Origin of the sequence: Oscillatoria sp. FACHB-1406 (genome assembly GCF_014698145.1) — a bacterium.
Lineage (GTDB): Bacteria > Cyanobacteriota > Cyanobacteriia > Cyanobacteriales > Spirulinaceae > FACHB-1406.
The window spans coordinates 122,565-140,204 of sequence record NZ_JACJSM010000013.1; the positions used below are offsets into that span (position 1 = coordinate 122,565).

Annotated in this window: 9 protein-coding genes; 5 read left to right on the forward strand and 4 right to left on the reverse strand. The window is 50.6% G+C overall.

Going from position 1 to position 17,640, the window contains the following annotated elements; genetic code table 11:
* Positions 1-258: 258 nt before the first annotated feature.
* Positions 259-2,832, reverse strand: coding sequence for a DNA topoisomerase (ATP-hydrolyzing) (locus H6G50_RS14350; protein WP_190717406.1), 2,574 nt, complete (start codon positions 2,830-2,832; stop codon positions 259-261).
* A 138-nt stretch (positions 2,833-2,970) separates the two neighbouring features.
* Here H6G50_RS14350 and H6G50_RS14355 point away from each other — a divergent pair, with 138 nt between their 5' ends.
* A complete protein-coding gene (locus H6G50_RS14355; protein WP_190717408.1) occupies positions 2,971-3,369 on the forward strand; it encodes a response regulator in 399 nt (132 codons plus the stop codon).
* Between the two features lie 145 nt (positions 3,370-3,514).
* On the opposite strand, the gene H6G50_RS14360 is transcribed toward H6G50_RS14355, so the two are convergent.
* Complete coding sequence (locus H6G50_RS14360; protein ID WP_190717410.1) at positions 3,515-4,393, reverse strand: tetratricopeptide repeat protein; 879 nt, start codon at positions 4,391-4,393, stop codon at positions 3,515-3,517.
* A 136-nt stretch (positions 4,394-4,529) separates the two neighbouring features.
* On the opposite strand from H6G50_RS14360, the gene H6G50_RS14365 reads away from it, so the two are divergent.
* The 3 genes from H6G50_RS14365 (at position 4,530) to H6G50_RS14375 (ending at position 8,660) form a co-directional block, all read left to right on the forward strand.
* Entirely contained in the window at positions 4,530-6,002 is a 1,473-nt protein-coding gene (locus tag H6G50_RS14365; protein WP_190717412.1) for an efflux RND transporter periplasmic adaptor subunit, read from the forward strand.
* 424 nt (positions 6,003-6,426) lie between these two features.
* Positions 6,427-7,014, forward strand: a complete 588-nt coding sequence (locus H6G50_RS14370; RefSeq protein ID WP_190717414.1) for a DUF3038 domain-containing protein — start codon at positions 6,427-6,429, stop codon at positions 7,012-7,014.
* Between the two features lie 59 nt (positions 7,015-7,073).
* Positions 7,074-8,660, forward strand: coding sequence for a DUF4335 domain-containing protein (locus H6G50_RS14375; protein ID WP_190717416.1), 1,587 nt, complete (start codon positions 7,074-7,076; stop codon positions 8,658-8,660).
* Between the two features lie 169 nt (positions 8,661-8,829).
* Here H6G50_RS14375 and H6G50_RS14380 read toward each other — a convergent pair whose 3' ends face one another.
* On the reverse strand, positions 8,830-9,963 hold the full coding sequence (locus H6G50_RS14380) for a HetZ-related protein 2 (protein WP_242032831.1): 1,134 nt from the start codon (positions 9,961-9,963) through the stop codon (positions 8,830-8,832).
* Positions 9,964-10,361: 398 nt separating this feature from the next.
* On the reverse strand, positions 10,362-14,189 hold the full coding sequence (gene bchH / locus H6G50_RS14385) for a magnesium chelatase subunit H (RefSeq protein WP_190717420.1): 3,828 nt from the start codon (positions 14,187-14,189) through the stop codon (positions 10,362-10,364).
* 1,368 nt (positions 14,190-15,557) lie between these two features.
* Here bchH and H6G50_RS14390 point away from each other — a divergent pair.
* The coding region (locus H6G50_RS14390) for a tetratricopeptide repeat protein (protein ID WP_190717422.1) at positions 15,558-17,640 on the forward strand (2,083 nt) is incomplete at its 3' end.

Sequence of the window (17,640 nt, forward strand, 5' to 3'; positions counted from 1 at the left end):
CCGACCCGCAACTGTCAATTGAGATAAATTGATTATAACGGGAGTTACAGATTAGCAATTACCCCTAAGTAAGGGGGCGTAAAAAAGTTAACCAGAATTGTAGGGCGGGTTTACTCTAAAACCTTTGCCAAGAGCGCAATTCCCGGTCTGAAAACCCGCCTCCCTATGTTCTATTTAATATACAACCCCCTACTGATTAACCCCAATGCCTCTGACAAAAAACAAAAACTCAAGTGTTTTGCCTAACCTAAACTGACGTTATTTTCGGTTATCCCAAACGGCGATCGCCTCCAAGATTTGCTCGTCTGCCTTTAATTTGGGAACGCGATCGCCGCAGCCATCTTTCCCCCACAAGCCAATCGATTTTACCGGCAACGCGATCGCGCGCTGACTGGTAGTAACGATCGTAATTTGTTCGCGATCGGACGGACACAGAACCAGACTCGCGAGGCGATCGCCCTTTTCACTAAATTGCAGCGCTTGCGTGCCGATATCGCTGCGCTGGGCGAGGCGAATCGCACTCAGGGGGATGCGTTTGGCAAATCCCATCCGCGTCACTAAAAAGAGATTTTGTTCCGGACGCAACACGGCGCAACCGACGACTTCTTCGCCCACCCGCAGGCGAGTTGCTTGGTTCCCCTGGGCGCTTCGTCCCATTAAAGGTAACTGCATTTCGTCGATCGCGAGGCGCAAAATTCGCCCCCCCGAGGTCGCGATCGCCACTTCATCCCCCTCCCGCGCTAAACCGAGATAGATCGCGCGATCGCCTTCTTTCAATTTCATCAACATCGCACCGCGATTGCTTAACTCCCCTAACTCCGTCGCCGCCAAACGCTTAATCTTCCCCTGCTGGCTCAGCAGCACCAAAGAAACGGCATTCAGGTCTTCTGGAACAAAAAAGTACGCTGAAGTCGCTTCTCGCTTGCTCTGGACGCTCGCGGGAAGATATTTAATTAGGGGTACAGCTTTCCCCGTTATCGGCACTTCGTTGAGGGCGACGGGATAAGCTTTCCCATTTTCAGTTACGGCGACAAAGGTTTCTCGTCCCGCGATCGCCTCCCGAAAAACGATCGCATCCTCGCCCTTACTCGGCATCTTATCTGACACCGGCGGCGCAGCGTGGAGGTAAATCCCGCCCTTACGACTGACTTCTACTACCGCTGCTTCCGGAAGGCGAGATCTCGGCGCAACCTCAATCTCCAACTCCAGCGCCAACGAGTCTTCCTCCTTTTTACGTTTACCCTTAGCGGGCAATTGCGTCTCCCCCTCTCCTCGTCTCCCCCTCTCCTCGTCTCCCCCTCTCCTCGTCTCCCCCTCTCCCGTCCCTCTCACCCGCACGATCCGAGTACGGCGTTCGTCCCCAAACTTCCGCTTCAAGGCGCGCAAATCCTTCTTTAAGACCTTTAAGAACTCGCCGCGATCGCCCAATAGCAGTTGCAAGCGCGCAATCGCACCTTGCAGTTCCTCGTATTCAGCCTTCAACTTCTGCCGCTCCAGACCCGTCAAGCGGCGCAACGGCATCGCTAAAATGGAATCGGCTTGCGTTTCGCTCAAATCCAACCGTTCTTGCAGCGCCATTTTTGCTGTCGTCCCGTCGGCGGCATTTCTGAGAATTTCGATCGTCGCATCTAACTGCGAAAGAGCGCTCAGTAATCCTTGCACTAGATGAATTCGTCGTTGTGCCTGTTCGAGTTCGTAGCTGTAGCGGCGCGTCAGCGTTTGCTCGCGGAACTGCAAAAATTCTTGCAGCAATTCGCGCAGGGTTAACTGACAGGGTTTATTATTGACCAGTGCCAGCATAATCGCCCCAAAGTTGGTTTGCAGGGCCGTTTGTCGGTAGAGTTGCTCTAAAATTGTTTTGGCATTAGCATCGCGCTTGGTTTCGATGACAACGCGCATCCCCTCGCGATCGCTTTCGTCGCGAATGTCGGCAATCCCCTCAATTTTGGTCTGATTGACTAATTCAGCCACTTTTTCAATCCAACCCGCCTTATTCACTTGATAGGGCAGTTCGGTGACGATAATTGCGTCGATTTCTTTGCGCCGTTTCTTCCCGGCGTTCATGCGTTCGATGCGCGCTACGCCTCGCACCGGAATAATCCCGCGTCCGGTCGCGTAAGTTTCGCGCAATCCTTCCACGGCTACAATTTCCCCTCCGGTGGGAAAATCCGGCCCCGGGATTAATTCCCAGAGTTTTTCATCGGCGAGATCGGGCTTATCGATCAGGGCGATTAAACCATCGACAATTTCTCCGAGGTTATGGGGGGGAATATTTGTGGCCATTCCCACGGCAATTCCCGCACAGCCGTTGAGTAATAATAAGGGAAGCTGAGCGGGCAGAACGACGGGTTCTTGTTGGGAGTTGTCAAAATTGCTGGCGTAGTCTACCGTCGCTTCGCCGATCTCGGTTAGCATTGCATCCTGCGCGATCGCAGCTAGACGAGTTTCCGTATAGCGCATCGCTGCTGGCGGATCGTTATCGACCGAACCGAAGTTCCCGTGTCCGGAGAGGAGCGGATAGCGACTGGAGAATTCTTGTACCATGCGTACTAGGGCATCGTATACCGCTTGGTCGCCATGCGGGTGATACTTCCCCAGAACGTCTCCGACTACGCGCGCGCATTTGCGGTACGGGCGATCGGGCGTTAATCCCAGTTCGTGCATGGCGTATAAAATGCGTCGATGCACGGGTTTGAGTCCGTCTCGCACGTCGGGAAGCGCTCGCCCGACAATGACGCTCATGGCATATTCTAGATAAGACCGTTCCATTTCCGTATGGAGGGCGGTCGGAATAATTTGACCGGTCTCTAACAGGTTTAACTGTTTTGCCATGAGTTTCTTGTTCCTCTACTGCGATAGCCAAAAGGGATGACGGATGGCCATTGTAATGGCACGATTACAAAAGTCGAACCAATATCTTTTTCTCTCGTTTGTCCCGATCTCACCCGATCTATTTTTCAATTAACAGCTATGACAACCGTTTTGATTGTAGAAGACGATCCGATCAATCTTCGCGTTTTTTCTAAGATTCTTACGAAGCGGGGAGGCTTGGAAGTTCAAAGTACCGAAGATGTGGAAGAGGTGATGAGAGCCGCACAATCGCGGGAAATTGACATTATTTTGATGGATGTTTCCCTCGCCCACAGCGTTTACCAAGGTAAGTCGGTGGATGGGATTAAAATTACCCAAATGCTTAAGCAGGATCCGAAGACTGCCGATTTGCCGATTATTTTAGTAACCGCTCATGCGATGGAGGGAGATCGCGAGAATTTTCTCAAACAAAGCGGCGCTGATGGGTATATTTCTAAACCCGTTGTCGATCATCAAGAGTTTGTCAGCCAAATTCTCCAGCATCTGCCTGGAGGATAATAATTTTGGAGTTTTTTAGCGTTGCGAGCGGTACGAGGGTTCGACCCGAAACGCACGACTTGTGAAAGCGGAACGAACCCTACCCTCGCTCCAACAAGAATATTTGTACTATTTCTGCGCCCTCTTGTCAAATGTGCGCGCGGCTTTATTGTTGAAAGCGGGCGAGAAAGGCTTGAATTTGTGGCATCGCTAAAAATTTTTGCGTATCGGCAATTAAGCGATCGCCCCACAAATTCTCTTTGAGGAAGGGGACTTCGGCGTATTTGCGATCGATTGAAAGGGCGGCTTCGCCTAAGCGCAGCGCTTCGGTGGTTTGTCCTTGGGCGAACAGCGCCACCGCGATCGCCAATTGCGGTTCTGCCGCCTCGGGATCGAGAGCCACCGCATCGCGCCAGTGCTGAAGGGCAGAAGCCGTATCGCCTTGCTCGTAGTGAACCAAGCCAATATTGTTAATGGCCGGCCAGAACTTTTTGTCGAGAGCGATCGCGCGATCGTAAGCCGCGATCGAATCCGGGTAGCGCGTCAGTCGTAAAAACGAATTTCCCAGATCGAACAGCGCTTCTACAGATTTCGGCTCAATTGTCAAGCCCTTTTCGATTTCTTGAATCGCCGTATTGTAATCCCCTTTTTGAAAATAAGCAGAACCGAGCGTAAAGAAAATACCCGGTTCCTGGGGCGCAATTGCTCGAGCCTTGAGCAACATCTCGATTCCCTTATCTAACTGCTTATTTTGAACGTAAAGCGTGCCTAAAACAAACCAAGTCTCGTGAGCTTCAGGAGCCAACTGCACCGCTAATTCCGCCCGAGGCAGAGCGAGGTCGTACTGTCCGAGTTGAACCAGTTGCAGCGCGTCTTGAAACAAAGCCATTCCCTGCTGCTCCAAACCCTTTCCATCGACTTGCAACGCATAGGGAAGCAGCGCTTGGGCGCGAACGGGGCAAGCCACCATCGAGGCACTCGCCACGACCAACACCGAAAAAATCCAATTCACTCCAGCCACAAACCTGCCTCTCAATCTACTCATTGTCTTAAGATACTTACATCGATTTTCAATCTTAGCTTGACTTCTTCTGTGCTTGAATAGCTTCAGCTTAGCTCGAGAATTGTCACGCTACCATGAAAAAGAATTCTTCGGCTCTCTTCCTATAAAGATCGCGCTCATGGAACTTACCCCGCCCGCCAAACGCAAACGCCCCTTTCCGTGGCTCCTTGCTTCGATCGTCGGCGGTATTTTAGCGATCGCCGGAACCTCAGTTGCTGTTATCAATGCCACCCGGCCGAAAACCGATTTCGAGAGTCTGACGATTCCCGCCACTGAAGAAGCCCTAACCGCGCGCATCCCAGCCAGCGGAACCGTCGTCCCCATCCAGAGCGTTAATGTCAGCCCGCCCAAAGCCGGTCGCCTCGTGCAGTTGCGCGTCGAACAAGGCGATCGCGTCGAACAAAACCAACTGATTGCCATCATGGAAAATGATGACATTCAAGCTAAAGGGATGCAAGCGAACGCCAATTTGCAGCAAGCCATTGCCAACCTCAACGCCGCTAAAGTCCGCATTCCCGGAGAAATCGACCAAGCGAAAGCGCGGTTTGCCAGCGCCCAAGCTAACTACGCACAAGCGATCGCTAGCTACGAAGAAGCGCGCCGCCGCCTGCCAGCAGAAACCAACCAAGTCCAGCAACAGGTTAATTCAGCCCGCGTGAGTATGGCCCTCGCTGAGGCAAAAGCTAAACGCAATCAGTTTTTATACCAAGAAGGCGCGATAACTCGGGATCGCTTGGATGAAGTCCTAGCTGACTTTTACAAGGCGCAGGCGGCGTTCAATGAAGCCCAACAACGCCTCCAAGAATCTCAAAGCACCGACGCGCCAGCCCTCCAACAGCGTATCTCTGCCATCACACAACTTAAAGCTGCCGCCGCCGAAGCTCGAATTGCCGCAGAACAACGCGAGCGCAGCGCTCGAGAAGAAATTAAACAGTTAGAAGCAGCAGCGGGTGCAGCGCAAGCCCAGCTACAACAAGTCAAAATTGAGTACGACCAAACCGGTATCCGCGCCCCCTTTGCCGGGATTGTGACTCAGAAGTACGCCAATCCCGGGTCTTTTGTCACGCCGACAACTTCCGCTTCGGGTGCGGCTTCGGCAACTTCGACTTCGATTATTGCCCTCGCTCGAGGCTTAGAAATCGTCGCCAAAGTTCCTGAAGTTGATGTCGGACAATTGCGCCCCGGACAGCCCGTTGAAATTGCTGCCGATGCCTACCCAGATAAAATATTTCGGGGTTTAATTAAGCAAGTGGCTCCCGAAGCCGTAATCGAACAAAATGTGACTTCTTTTGAAGTGCGGGTTGCGATCGACGACAAGGCAGAGAAAGAATTGCGATCGGGAATGAATGTCGATTTGACTTTTATCGGCGAGCGGCTCTCTAACGCCGTGGTCGTGCCGACGGTGGCGATTGTCACGGATGAAGGAAAACGCGGCGTAATGGTTATTGGGGAGGATAATAAACCCAAGTTTCGCGAAGCTAAAATTGGTTTAACGTTGGGAGATAAAACGCAAATTTTAGAAGGATTGAAGCCGGGAGAGCGAGTTTTTACCGATTTGCCTGAAGACAGTCAACCTAAGAATGATGAGTGATGAATTATGAGTTATGAGTTATGAGTTATGAATTATGAATGGGGAAGGGGGAGTGATGAATGATGAATGCTGAATGATGAATTATGAATTATGAATTATGAATGATGAGGGGGAAGCGGGCATGATGAATGATGAATGATGAATGCTGAATGATGAATGATGATGAGGTGAAGGGGAGATGGAGCGAAAGAAGCAGTCACTCTCCATTATCCATTATCAATTAGCTCCCCTCGTTGTCAATTATCCATTATCCATTATCAATTAGCTCCCCTCGTTGTCAATTATCCATTATCAATTGTCAATTATTTCCCCTCTCTTCGTTATCCATTGTCAATTATCAATTATCAATTATCAATTATTTCCTGTATCAAGAACTGTAACCGGCTAACGCTAAACTCAAGAACGGATTAATGTAGAAACAGATATGCGCCCACCTGCCAAACCCGTCCCTAACTATCCCCAGCAGCAAGATTTACCGCTTGCCACCGAGCCGGATAGCGGGCAACTCGACAATATCAAAGCTCATCTCGACCTCGTACTCATGGCCCTCGAAAGCCTTGCGGGGATCGGTTCGGAAGCGATGCTGGATGCAGCTTCGAGTCTGAATTTAGAAGATGTTGTCAGCGATCGCGTCGGACTGTGGCGTTTGCGCCAATCCAACCCGATGCGGAAAAGTTCGGGAGGACGGAAAAAACTCGATGTCGAAGAAGCGCGAGCGTTGGTGCTAATTGTCGCCCATCTCGCACGAGAACATCAAGAATTAATCCGCCGTGCGGTTAGTCTTCTCGAACAAATGGCAGAACAAAATCGAGCGCCCCACGAGGTAGCCCTCTTAGGCGACTATCTCGATGCGTTCGGAAACACTTATCAAGAGCGTATGGAAGAAAGCGAACCCCTACCGGCAGAAGTTCTCGAGCAATTAGCCTTTAAACTTCTGATCGATCTGTTATTTTATGGGGCAGCGAACGGACACCGCCGCCTTTGGCTCGCCCTGTTCGATCGCGCCAGCTAACTCCTTGCTCTCAAGTTTGAAATCATCTGCTCCGCGTCCTCGCCCCCCCCAGACAAGTTATGCTCTTTTCTACCTCAGCCCTCAGACGCTATACTCCCCCGACTTGTACCCTGAAAATTATCGGGAAAACCTCGCCTTTATCGCGTTGGGGTGCGCGTCCGTTGTTTAAAACGGCACGGTTCGAGTTAAACTTCGACGACCCCCGAAAACTCGCAGAAGAGCAAATCGCGATCGCGGGTGACAGTTTCCAACTCGAACGACTATGCGAAGTCGTCCGAAGCTACGTGCAAGATTTCTTGATGGAATCAGCCCCCGCCCGTTGGCCCGCTCGCTCGGCTTATCCCTTATATCCCCCAACCGAAGCCAGTGCCGCGCCCGATAACACAACCGCCGCTACCTTAGTTGTCGCTCCCGACAATCTGGAAGCTGGCTCCCCCTCAACCGCTTCGCCTTTCCTTCAACCCAAAGGTTTATTAAAGCATTATCTCGCCTTTGGCGACCTGGCAACGCTCCAATCCGGCGACGGGATCGAATTGAGCGCGACTCAACTGTTCGACCTCGCGACTGCTCTTGATGACTACAGCGCCGATGTCGCCGTGCTGCCGGAACTCGACGAAACGCGATCGCCAAAACTTACCGTAATGCCCTGGGCGGCAGCCGTAGCCGGAGCCGTCCTTGCCGTCGGCGCTGCCAGTACAGCCATTATCTTGCAAAATCGTTCCAACGCTCCAACAACGGCTTCTGCTCCCCAACAAGACCAGGTTGCGATCGCGCCCTCGCCCGCCCTCGAACCCCTCCCCACTCCCCCCGCAACTGGCCTGCCCATCCCCTCCCCAACGCTACCTTCGCCCCTCGGCAAGCTCGAACAAGTCGCCCCGCCGCAATCCGTCGTGCCGCCCGCCGCTCGCAATGCTACCCCCGGCAGTGCTGCCCCCGTCCCGCCTGTCGGCCAACCCGGTTCGGCGACGGGAAACGGCAGGAGTTCGGATTCCAGCCCGCTGCTTATTCGTCCCAATACCGGCGCGAAACCGGCTCCCCAGCAGAGATCTACTCGAACCGGGGAACCGCAAATTACCGCTCGCCCTGCCCCTCCAGTGACGAGTCCTTACCCTCCCCTCGTCCAGCCGAATCGACCGATGCCCGCCCCCGCCCCTGCCCCCAAAGCTTCGCCCGTCACGCCCATTTTCCCGCCATCTAACGCTCCCGTTGTTCCGACGGCTCCTCCCCCTTCTTTACCGACAACCCTACCGCCCCTGACTTCGGACGCACGAACGACAGCCAGCGCCCCAGAAACCGGCAATACAGCAGCAGCGCGGCAGAACGAAGCGAGTAATAATGCAAACGTGGCGGCAGTTCCACCCGCTCAGCGCGTTGCCGCTCGCGTCGATGGAGTTCGGAATTATTTTCAGCAGCGCTGGCAAGCGCCGAAGGATTTGAATGAGCCGTTGCAGTATAGTTTGATTCTCAAAAAAGATGGCACAATCGAGCGGATTGTCCCTTACGGGCAGGTTTCCGGGATTTATCTCGATCGCACCCCTATGCCTCTCCTCGGTGAAAGTTTTGGCATCGCCTCGGATGAAAGTACCACTCAAGTTCGTTTGAAGTTGAATCCCGACGGCAGCGTTGAAGCGAGTGCGGAGAATTAGAGTGCAATACACAGCTATGGCATTTTGTCAAGTCATTCCTGCTGGACTGGCTCTTTAGAGATGTCCTTCTAAAGAGCCAAATGCCCGATTCATTAGAGAATTGTCGAGCATCTGTTTGAGGTTAACGGCTTAATTATTCATTATTCATTATTCACTATTCATTATTCAATTAATCGCCGCTGCGAAGGGCTTGAGCGATTTGGTACAGTTTCGCCCATTCCCCCGTTACTTGCGCGAGCTTCAGATTGCACGCTTTGGCGATCGCTTCTGGGGTTTCTCCGGCTTTGAGTCGCTCGAGCAACTGGCGCTGCTCGGGCGTTAAACCCTCCCAATACTCAGCCCATTGTCCCGGAGTCAGTCCGAGGTTATTTTCTTTGAGAGAGGTTTGCAGCCATTCAGCGACGAGATCGGGACGGGTTTTGAGCGCGAAGCCTTTAACGGCGTGGTAGCTGACTTTTTCCCGCAGCCGATAGACTTGCTTGATGGGGAGATCGAGCGCGGCGGCGATTTCTTCTTGGGATTTACCTTGCAGATAGAGTCTCAACCACGTTGCTGCTAAGGGATCGACTTTGGCTTCTAGGTAAATCTCGAACTCGCGCTGCACTGATTGGCGCAACACTTGCTGTTCTTCCCAAGCTTGTTCTTCTTGATAATCCGCGATCGCGCGATCGTCGAGCAAGCCCACCGTACCCTCGCCGTCATCCGTCGCAATCTCGTCGGAGACAATCCGCACGATGTCTTTTTGGGGAACTTGCGTCATTCCGCCCCGTTGCGTCCGCCGCAGGTAGTTCACAAAGCGGTAAACGAGTAGCGGTTGATTGCGAATCGGACGCAAGCAATATTCTTCAATGCTGGCTAGCAGCAGCGCGTTTCGCAGGTTGGCATCTTGGGTACAGCGCCCGATTTCAACAATGCAAGATTGAATATAGCGATCGCTATTAAGCATCTCTTGGATGACTTCTTGTAATACATCCGTTGTCGCACGATTGCGATCGCGACTTAAAGATACCCACGTCTGAATTTTATTGCGCAGCATAATCAGCCCGCTCAACCGCTTGATTAAATTTTTATACGCTTGAGTCGGTCCCGCGTTTAAATAGCGCTGCGATAAAATGCGGTAGCGATATTCCATTGCCTGACGAGCGATCGCCAATTGAGCGGGGTGTAGCTCGTCGAGTCGTTCGGGATGCGCGCCCAGCAGCCAGCAGACAACACTAGAGCGAGTTTTAGCATCTTGCTGTGGAAAGTCTTCTAGCAAGCGTTCGCGCCACCGAGCCTCTAACTCCACACCTAAGTTAGTCATTAAGATAGTTTCCTCTAAGCCCTGTCTTACAGTGTGCATGACAAACCTCATTTCTTGCTAGAGTTGCAACTTTAATACCTTGCTTATAGATAGATATGGGAACATCTAGCCAGTTATGCACTTATTCTGACCCAGGAAAAACAATTTATATCCCCCCGATCGGGAAAAGTACCCATTTTCCCAGCGGTAGGGTGATTTTTGTAACGAAGCTGTTTTCTGAATCCATTTTGCGGTATAATGTGCTTCTTTCCTGAGCCATGAAACGCGCTTTCCTTTAAGTCGGCTTCAGTACGCTACGAGACCCGGATTTCAGATCGCAAGCAAGTCGCTGAATAATTGACAATTGATGTTGAAGGAAACAATTTTTAATTTTTAATTTCTAATTTTTAATTTCTAATTCAAGCCACTCCCTCCAACTCTTCATCTGTCAAGTCGTATAAATTCCGCAACTGTTGCAATCGTTCCTCGTCCGCTTCCCACAATCCCCGTCCGTGCGCTTCTAGCATTCGCCCGACGATATTGCGGAACGCTTCCGGGTTCGCTTGGCGCAATTTCTCCGCCATTTCTGCGTCCAACGCATAGGTATCTGCCGCTTGGTCGTACACCCAATTGTCGCTAAAGTCAACCGTCCCCCCCCAACCGATTAACGCCGTCATCCGTTGCGAGATTTCATACGCACCGCCGCTTCCTTGTTCTGCCATCGCTTCTGCCCATTTCGGGTTAAGCAATTTGGTGCGATATTCCAGGCGCAGTAAGTCTTCGAGTTTGCGCGGTGTCGTGTCTTTGGAGAAGCTTTCAACGAAGGACGCGGTGACGGTTTTACCGCTACGCTGTTGGGCGGCTTGTTTCAATGCGCCGGTATTGGCGTAGTATTCCTGAATATCGGTTAAACCGTATTCTACCGAATCGATCGCCTGCACGATGCGATCGCTCGTTTTCAACAACTGCTGCAACACTTCCGGGCGCGCCTCCCCCTTATCCTTGCGTCCGTAACTAAAGGTGTTGCGTTGTTCCCAGGTTTGCCCCAACTCTTCGCTATTATCCCAGTTCCCATCGACGACGCGATCGTTCACTAACGAACCAAAATCCCCCGCTGGATTGGAAAATAACCGCGCCGAACTATTTTTTACTCCTTGCGCTTGCAATTCCAGAGCGTGTTTGCGAATAAAATTTTGTTCGATGGGTTCCTCTGCTTGTGCCGCTCGTTGAAAAAGGTCATCTAGTAACTCAATAATATTAACAAAACTATCGCGGAAAATCCCTGAAAGATTGCCTAGAATATCAATGCGCGGGTGTCCCACCTCTGCCAACGGTTTCAACTCGTAACGCACGATACGCCCCGTCCCTTCCTTAACAGGTTCCGCTCCCACGAGTTCCAGTAAAATCGCGATCGATTCTCCCTTGGTTTTAATCGCATCTAAGCCCCACAACATTACCGCGACTGTTTCGGGGTAAGTTTGGTGTTCTTCTTGATGTTGGGCGATGATTTTACGAGCGATTTCTTTACCGCGTTCGCAAGCAGCAGGCGACGGCATTCGATAAGGATCGAGGGCGTGGATATTGCGTCCTGTGGGCAATACGCCGGGGCCATCGCGCAACAAATCGCCGCCCGGTGCCGGGGGTATATATTCACCATTTAAGCCCCGTAACAAGTTTGTTATTTCATCGGATGTTTGCATCAGTAACTCTCGCAACGCGATCGCATCTTCTAACCGCTTTCTCTCTTCAATCTCCCACCGTTCAACAATATTCTCTTCCCTCTCTCCATTACAAATCGCATCGAAAACAAAATCGGGCAGATAATCGTCGCCAAAGTAAGCAGAAAGATAGGATTTTAAGGCTGTCGCGCCCGGTAATTCTCCTAATGTATGCAGTCCGGAGGAAAATAACCGTTCCTCGACAATTAAAAGATAGTCATATACTTTGACAAAATAAGCCATGACTGCATTCTTGCTAAACAGTTTGGCATTTTCGACCGTCAACGCGATGCCTAACTTCTCTCCTTCCTCAAACCGACAGTCGCGATCGATTCCTGCATCCAGGATTTTCTGACAAATGATATCCTTCAGCGCATAATTTTTCTCCGGATCCTCGCGATATTCTACAATTAATTCTCGCAACGCCATCAACTCCTTATACAATCCCGCCCGTCCGTAAGGCGGAACGTTATGAGAAATTAAGACACCGTAACCTCGCCGCTTCGCTAACATCGATTCCGACGGATTATTACAGGCATAAAGATAAAGATTGGGCAAATCTCCCAGTAAAATGTCCGACCAAGAATAGCCTGTATTACCGAGGGGAGAACCGGGCAACCATTCCACCGTTCCGTGCATCCCAAAGTGGATTACCGCATTAGCTTGATATTCGTTTTGCAGCCATTTGTAAAACGCTGCATATTGCGGATGCGGTGTTAAATCTTTCTCAAACATCAAGCGCATCGGGTCACCTGCTAACCCTAATGGCGGTTGTACGCCTATCCAAACATTACCGAAGCGAACCCCGCCGATTTGAAACGCATCGCCTACCGTTTTTATTCCCGTTCCGGTTAAAGATTTCCACTGTTTCTCAATCCGGGTTGTTTGCAGGTAGCCCAACCACTCTTCTAAGGTCTGTGCGCTGACGGTATCGGGAATAGTTGCATCTTCAACAGGCGAGCTAAAATTTTCAGCACGTTCTTCTTGAGGAAAATTTAAAGCTTCGTCAGCTTCCTTAACTTGACGAATAATTTCTTCCCCATCTTTAGGGAGTTCGCCTACATGATATCCTTGTGCTTTCAATTGATGCAGCAGCGAGAGCAAGCTTTTGGGTACGTTTAATAAAGCTGCCGTTCCCGTCGCACCATAGCCGGGAGGAAAGCCATAGAGTAAGATTGCAAGTTTTCGCTCGGCGGGCGGAGTTTGTCGCAATAATATCCAGCTTTTAATACGTCCGATTAAGCGTTTAACCCGCTCCGGTACAATGTAAATTTCTTCGCCTACCAAACCGCCGAGAGGAATGGTATCGATCGCGCCGTCTAATTCCGGAAGTGCATATAAGACAACGCTTTGCAATCCACCAATTCCCTGCCGCGTCCAAGAGTGAATATCTTGAATGAGTAACGGCGCGGCAATAATATAGGGAATATTTTTTGCGGATAAAATGCGCTTGGCAACTTCGACTTGTCGCCCTGCTTCCATCGACCCCGCAGGCCCGCCCACTAACGGAAAACCAATCGTTGAAACGATGGCATCCACTTTAACAGCTTCAGTAGAGAGGGATTTTATTTCAATATTTCCTTGTTGACGCTGCTGCTGTTCGTAATCCGTTGTCATCCAGTCGCGCACCGCAACGTGACCTTCAACGCCGTTAATAAAGATGGGTAACGGGATTAACCCCGCGCTTTCAAACTGACGAATCAGTTGAGGGATATAGGCTTGCTCGGTAATAACGTGCTTGCGATATAAAAGAATCCCGATAACCGGACGATTAGAAGTAGTTAGTGTTGCTAACGTTGACGCTCGCTCCTTAAACTCGCTTCTACAACTTTCTGACTGAAAACTTAACAATTTTTGCTCGCAAAACCATTGCAAATAGGCTTGAGGTGAGGTAAAATAACCTTTATAATCGGGATGTAATAAACCCATGTTTGGTGTTTCGATAACATCGGGAATATCGACCGATTTTAAATTTAAATACTTTTCCGCGATCGTCCACATCATTGCTGCGACGTTCAGGCATCCACCTGCGTTCCAATATCCGTAGATAATCAACCAGTTGCGTAAATCCTGTACCTTTCTTGCGGGAATATACTTAAGCAACTTCGGCCCAACTTTAAGGAAACTAATATAGCCAGCTAACTTATCTTCCTCGCGTCCATTGCCAAACTTATCGAGGATAAACTTAACGGGTTTGGGCATACCTTTCGGCTTATCGCCGATCGCGAATTTTCCCAACTGAGTCAAACTCATCAACTCCAGCGCCGACTCAAAAACCAAGCGAATGGGAATATGCGCCGCGCGATCGCGCAACCATAAAACCTGGTCGTAATCAAAAACCAAACTCGCAAAGAAAACGTCAGCATCCTTCAGCGCAGCGGCAACGGTTTCAGGAGAAGCGGTAATATCGCGATCGCTAAACGTCAAAACCTCCAACCCCGGACAGCGAGACATCGCCAACTCTGCCGCCTGACGATACAAGTCTGCATTGAACGACTCAAACCCTGCAATTAAGACAATGCGCTTCATCTCTGCCCAGTCCGCAAACTTTCTTTACATTGCATATTGTAGCGGTTGCTCCTCGTCGCCGCCTCCTCGTGCCAGAAACGCCAGTTTTTAGCTCAGAGTTAAGCTAAGACGCATCTAAATTGGGTATCCTCGATCGCCCCGTCGCCCCGTCACCCCGTCAGATGTAGGGTGCGTTAGGCGCAAGCTAAACTTCGGAAAAAAGGAGGAGATTTTCAGCGCGCCGTAACGCACCGTCTTGGTGCTTTCACTTCCCCATCGAATGAAAAACGAGAATTGAGCGAGATGTAGGGTGAGCATTGCCTTAGCTCAACTCCGAGAAAAATTTCTAAAAATCGGTAATGCCCACCACAACTAATTTGTTAATAGTTGAACAATGTAGGGTGCGTTAGGCGCAATCTAAACCTCAGAAAAAAGGAGGAGATTTTCAGCGCGCCGTAACGCACCGTCTTGGTGCTTTCACTTCCCCATCGAATGAAAAACGAGAATTGAGCGAGATGTAGGGTGGGCATTGCCTTAGCTCAACTCCGAGAAAAATTTCTAAAAATCGGTAATGCCCACCACAACTAATTTGTTAATAGTTGAATCAATGTAGGGTGCGTTAGGCGCAAGCTAAACTTCGGAAAAAAAGAGATTTTCAGCGCGCCGTAACGCACCGTCTTGGTGCTTTCACTTCCACATCGAATGCAAAACGAGAATTGAGCGAGAAGTAGGGTGGGCATTGCCTTATACCAATTCTCAGTTACGATGCAATAAATTTTTCATCGTAGGGGCATAACATTGTTATGCCCTCTTCGGGAATCGTGCAAAATCCATTAGAATTGGTATTAGTTAAAATCTGAGAAAAATTGCCAAAAATTGGTAATGCCCACCACGGTTAATTTGTTAATAGCGTTACAGAGCATAGCAATTCTCATTAGCGTCAACTCAAGGTGAAACACTTAGCCCGCCAAGAACTCAAGTTCTTGGCTAATAGCTCAAGTCCATTAAAATGGACTGAATTTTCGAGTCATCTTTAGATGACTTAAGTTATTAGCCTTGGGTTTGAACCCAAGGCGGTCTGGGCGAGCAGGTTTAAGCTTAAATTGACACCAATGAGCAATGCGGTTGCCCCTACCTAATTCCCTTTCATTACAATTTTGGTAACGGAGCCGCCCCTACCCCCAACCGCGTTATACAATAACGGCTAAACCGCGAAGTTTACTAGCCAATCGGGCGGGTCAGGCGCGAGCTAAGTTGAGGCTTTAAAATATCCCTATTAGAATCGCGCCGTAACGCACCAATGGGATTTATTGAATCGGTGCGTTACGCTTCGCGCTCCACACCCTACTCTTGCAAAATTTTCATCCAATTAAACTGAAGTTAAGCGCCATGAAAAACGACAAATTGCACCGAAATGCTGCTTCTTTTTGCCTTGCGCTGATGTCGGCTTGCTGCTACTTCAGTGCGGGGGCGGGAATGGCAACGGCGGTGGAAACCGCGAGGGAAGAAGGGCAAAGCGTCGTCGCGCAGAACGATGTGAGTGCTGAAGCAGAACGGTTGTTTCAAGAAGGCTGGCGTTTGTATAAAGAAGGTTCTGCCGAATCCTTGCGACAGGCAGTTCAGATATGGGAACGAGCGAGGGTGTTATTTCGTGAAGTCGCAAATAAAGAGAGAGAAGCATTTTCCTGCTTGGGTATTGGTAGGGTTTACGATGATTTAGGAGAGAAACAGAAAGCCTTGGAGTATTACGCTCTCGCCCTACCCTTATTTCGTGCAGTGAGCGATCGCGGCGGTGAAGCGGCTACCCTCAGCAATATCGGTGCGGTTTACAACGATTTAGGAGAGAAACAGAAAGCCTTGGAGTATTACGCTCTCGCCCTACCCTTACGTCGTGCGGTGAGCGATCGCAGCGGGGAAGCGAACGCCCTCACGAGTATCGGTGTGGTTTACAACGATTTAGGAGAAAAACAGAAAGCCTTGGAGTATTACGCTCTCGCCCTACCCTTATTTCGTGCGGTGAGCGATCGCGGCGGTGAAGCCACCACTCTCAACAACATCGGTAGGGTTTACAACGCATTAGGAGAAAAACAGAAAGCCTTGGAGTATTACGCTCTCGCCCTACCCTTAAGTCGTGCAGTGAGCGATCGCGGCGGTGAAGCCATCACCCTCACTGGTATCGGTCGGGTTTACGACGCATTAGGAGAGAAACAGAAGGCGTTGGAGTATTATAACCAAGCGCTACCTTTATACCGTGCGGTGAGCAATCGCGGCGGAGAAGCCACCACTCTCAACAATATCGGTGGGGTTTACGACGATTTAGGAGAGAAACAAAAAGCCTTGGAGTATTACGCTCTCGCCCTACCCTTATACCGTGCGGTGAGCGATCGCGGCGGGGAAGCTACTACCCTCACGGGTATCGGTGCGGTTTACTCAGATTTAGGAGAGAAACAGAAGGCGTTGGAGTATTACAATCAAGCCCTACCCTTACGTCGTGCGGTGAGCGATCGCGGCGGTGAAGCCATCACCCTCAAGAATATCGGTGCGGTTTACGACGCATTAGGAGAGAAACAGAAAGCCTTGGAGTATTACAACCAAGCTTTACCCTTATACCGTGCGGTGAGCAATCGCGGTGGTGAAGCAGCTACTCTCAACAATATCGGTTTGGTTTACGACGCATTAGGAGAGAAACAGAAAGCCTTGGAGTATTACGCTCTCGCCCTACCCTTAGACCGTGCGGTGAGCGATCGCGGCGGTGAAGCCACCACTCTCAACAACACCGGTAGGGTTTACTCCGATTTAGGAGAGAAACAGAAAGCCTTGGAGTATTACGCTCTCGCCCTACCCTTATACCGTGCGGTGAGCGATCGCGGCGGTGAAGCAGCTACCCTCCACAACACCGGTAGGGTTTACTTCGATTTAGGAGAGAAACAGAAAGCCTTGGAGTATTACGCTCTCGCCCTACCCTTATACCGTGCGGTGAGCGATCGCTCTGGCGAAGCCACCACTCTCAACAACACCGGTAGGGTTTACTTCGATTTAGGAGAGAAACAGAAAGCCTTGGAGTATTACGCTCTCGCGCTACCCTTATACCGTGCGGTGAGCGATCGCGCCTGGGAAGCGAACACCCTCACTGGTATCGGTCGGGTTTACGACGCATTAGGAGAGAAACAGAAAGCCTTGGAGTATTATAACCAAGCGCTACCCTTATACCGTGCGGTGAGCGATCGCAGCGGGGAAGCTACTACCCTCAGCAATATCGGTGCGGTTTACAACGCATTAGGAGAGAAACAGAAAGCCTTGGAGTATTATAACCAAGCGCTACCCTTATACCGTGCAGTGAGCGATCGCGGCGGTGAAGCCTATACCCTCACCAATATCGGTGCGGTTTACAACGCATTAGGAGAGAAACAGAAAGCCTTGGAGTATTACGCTCTCGCCCTACCCTTAGACCGTGCAGTGAGCGATCGCGGCG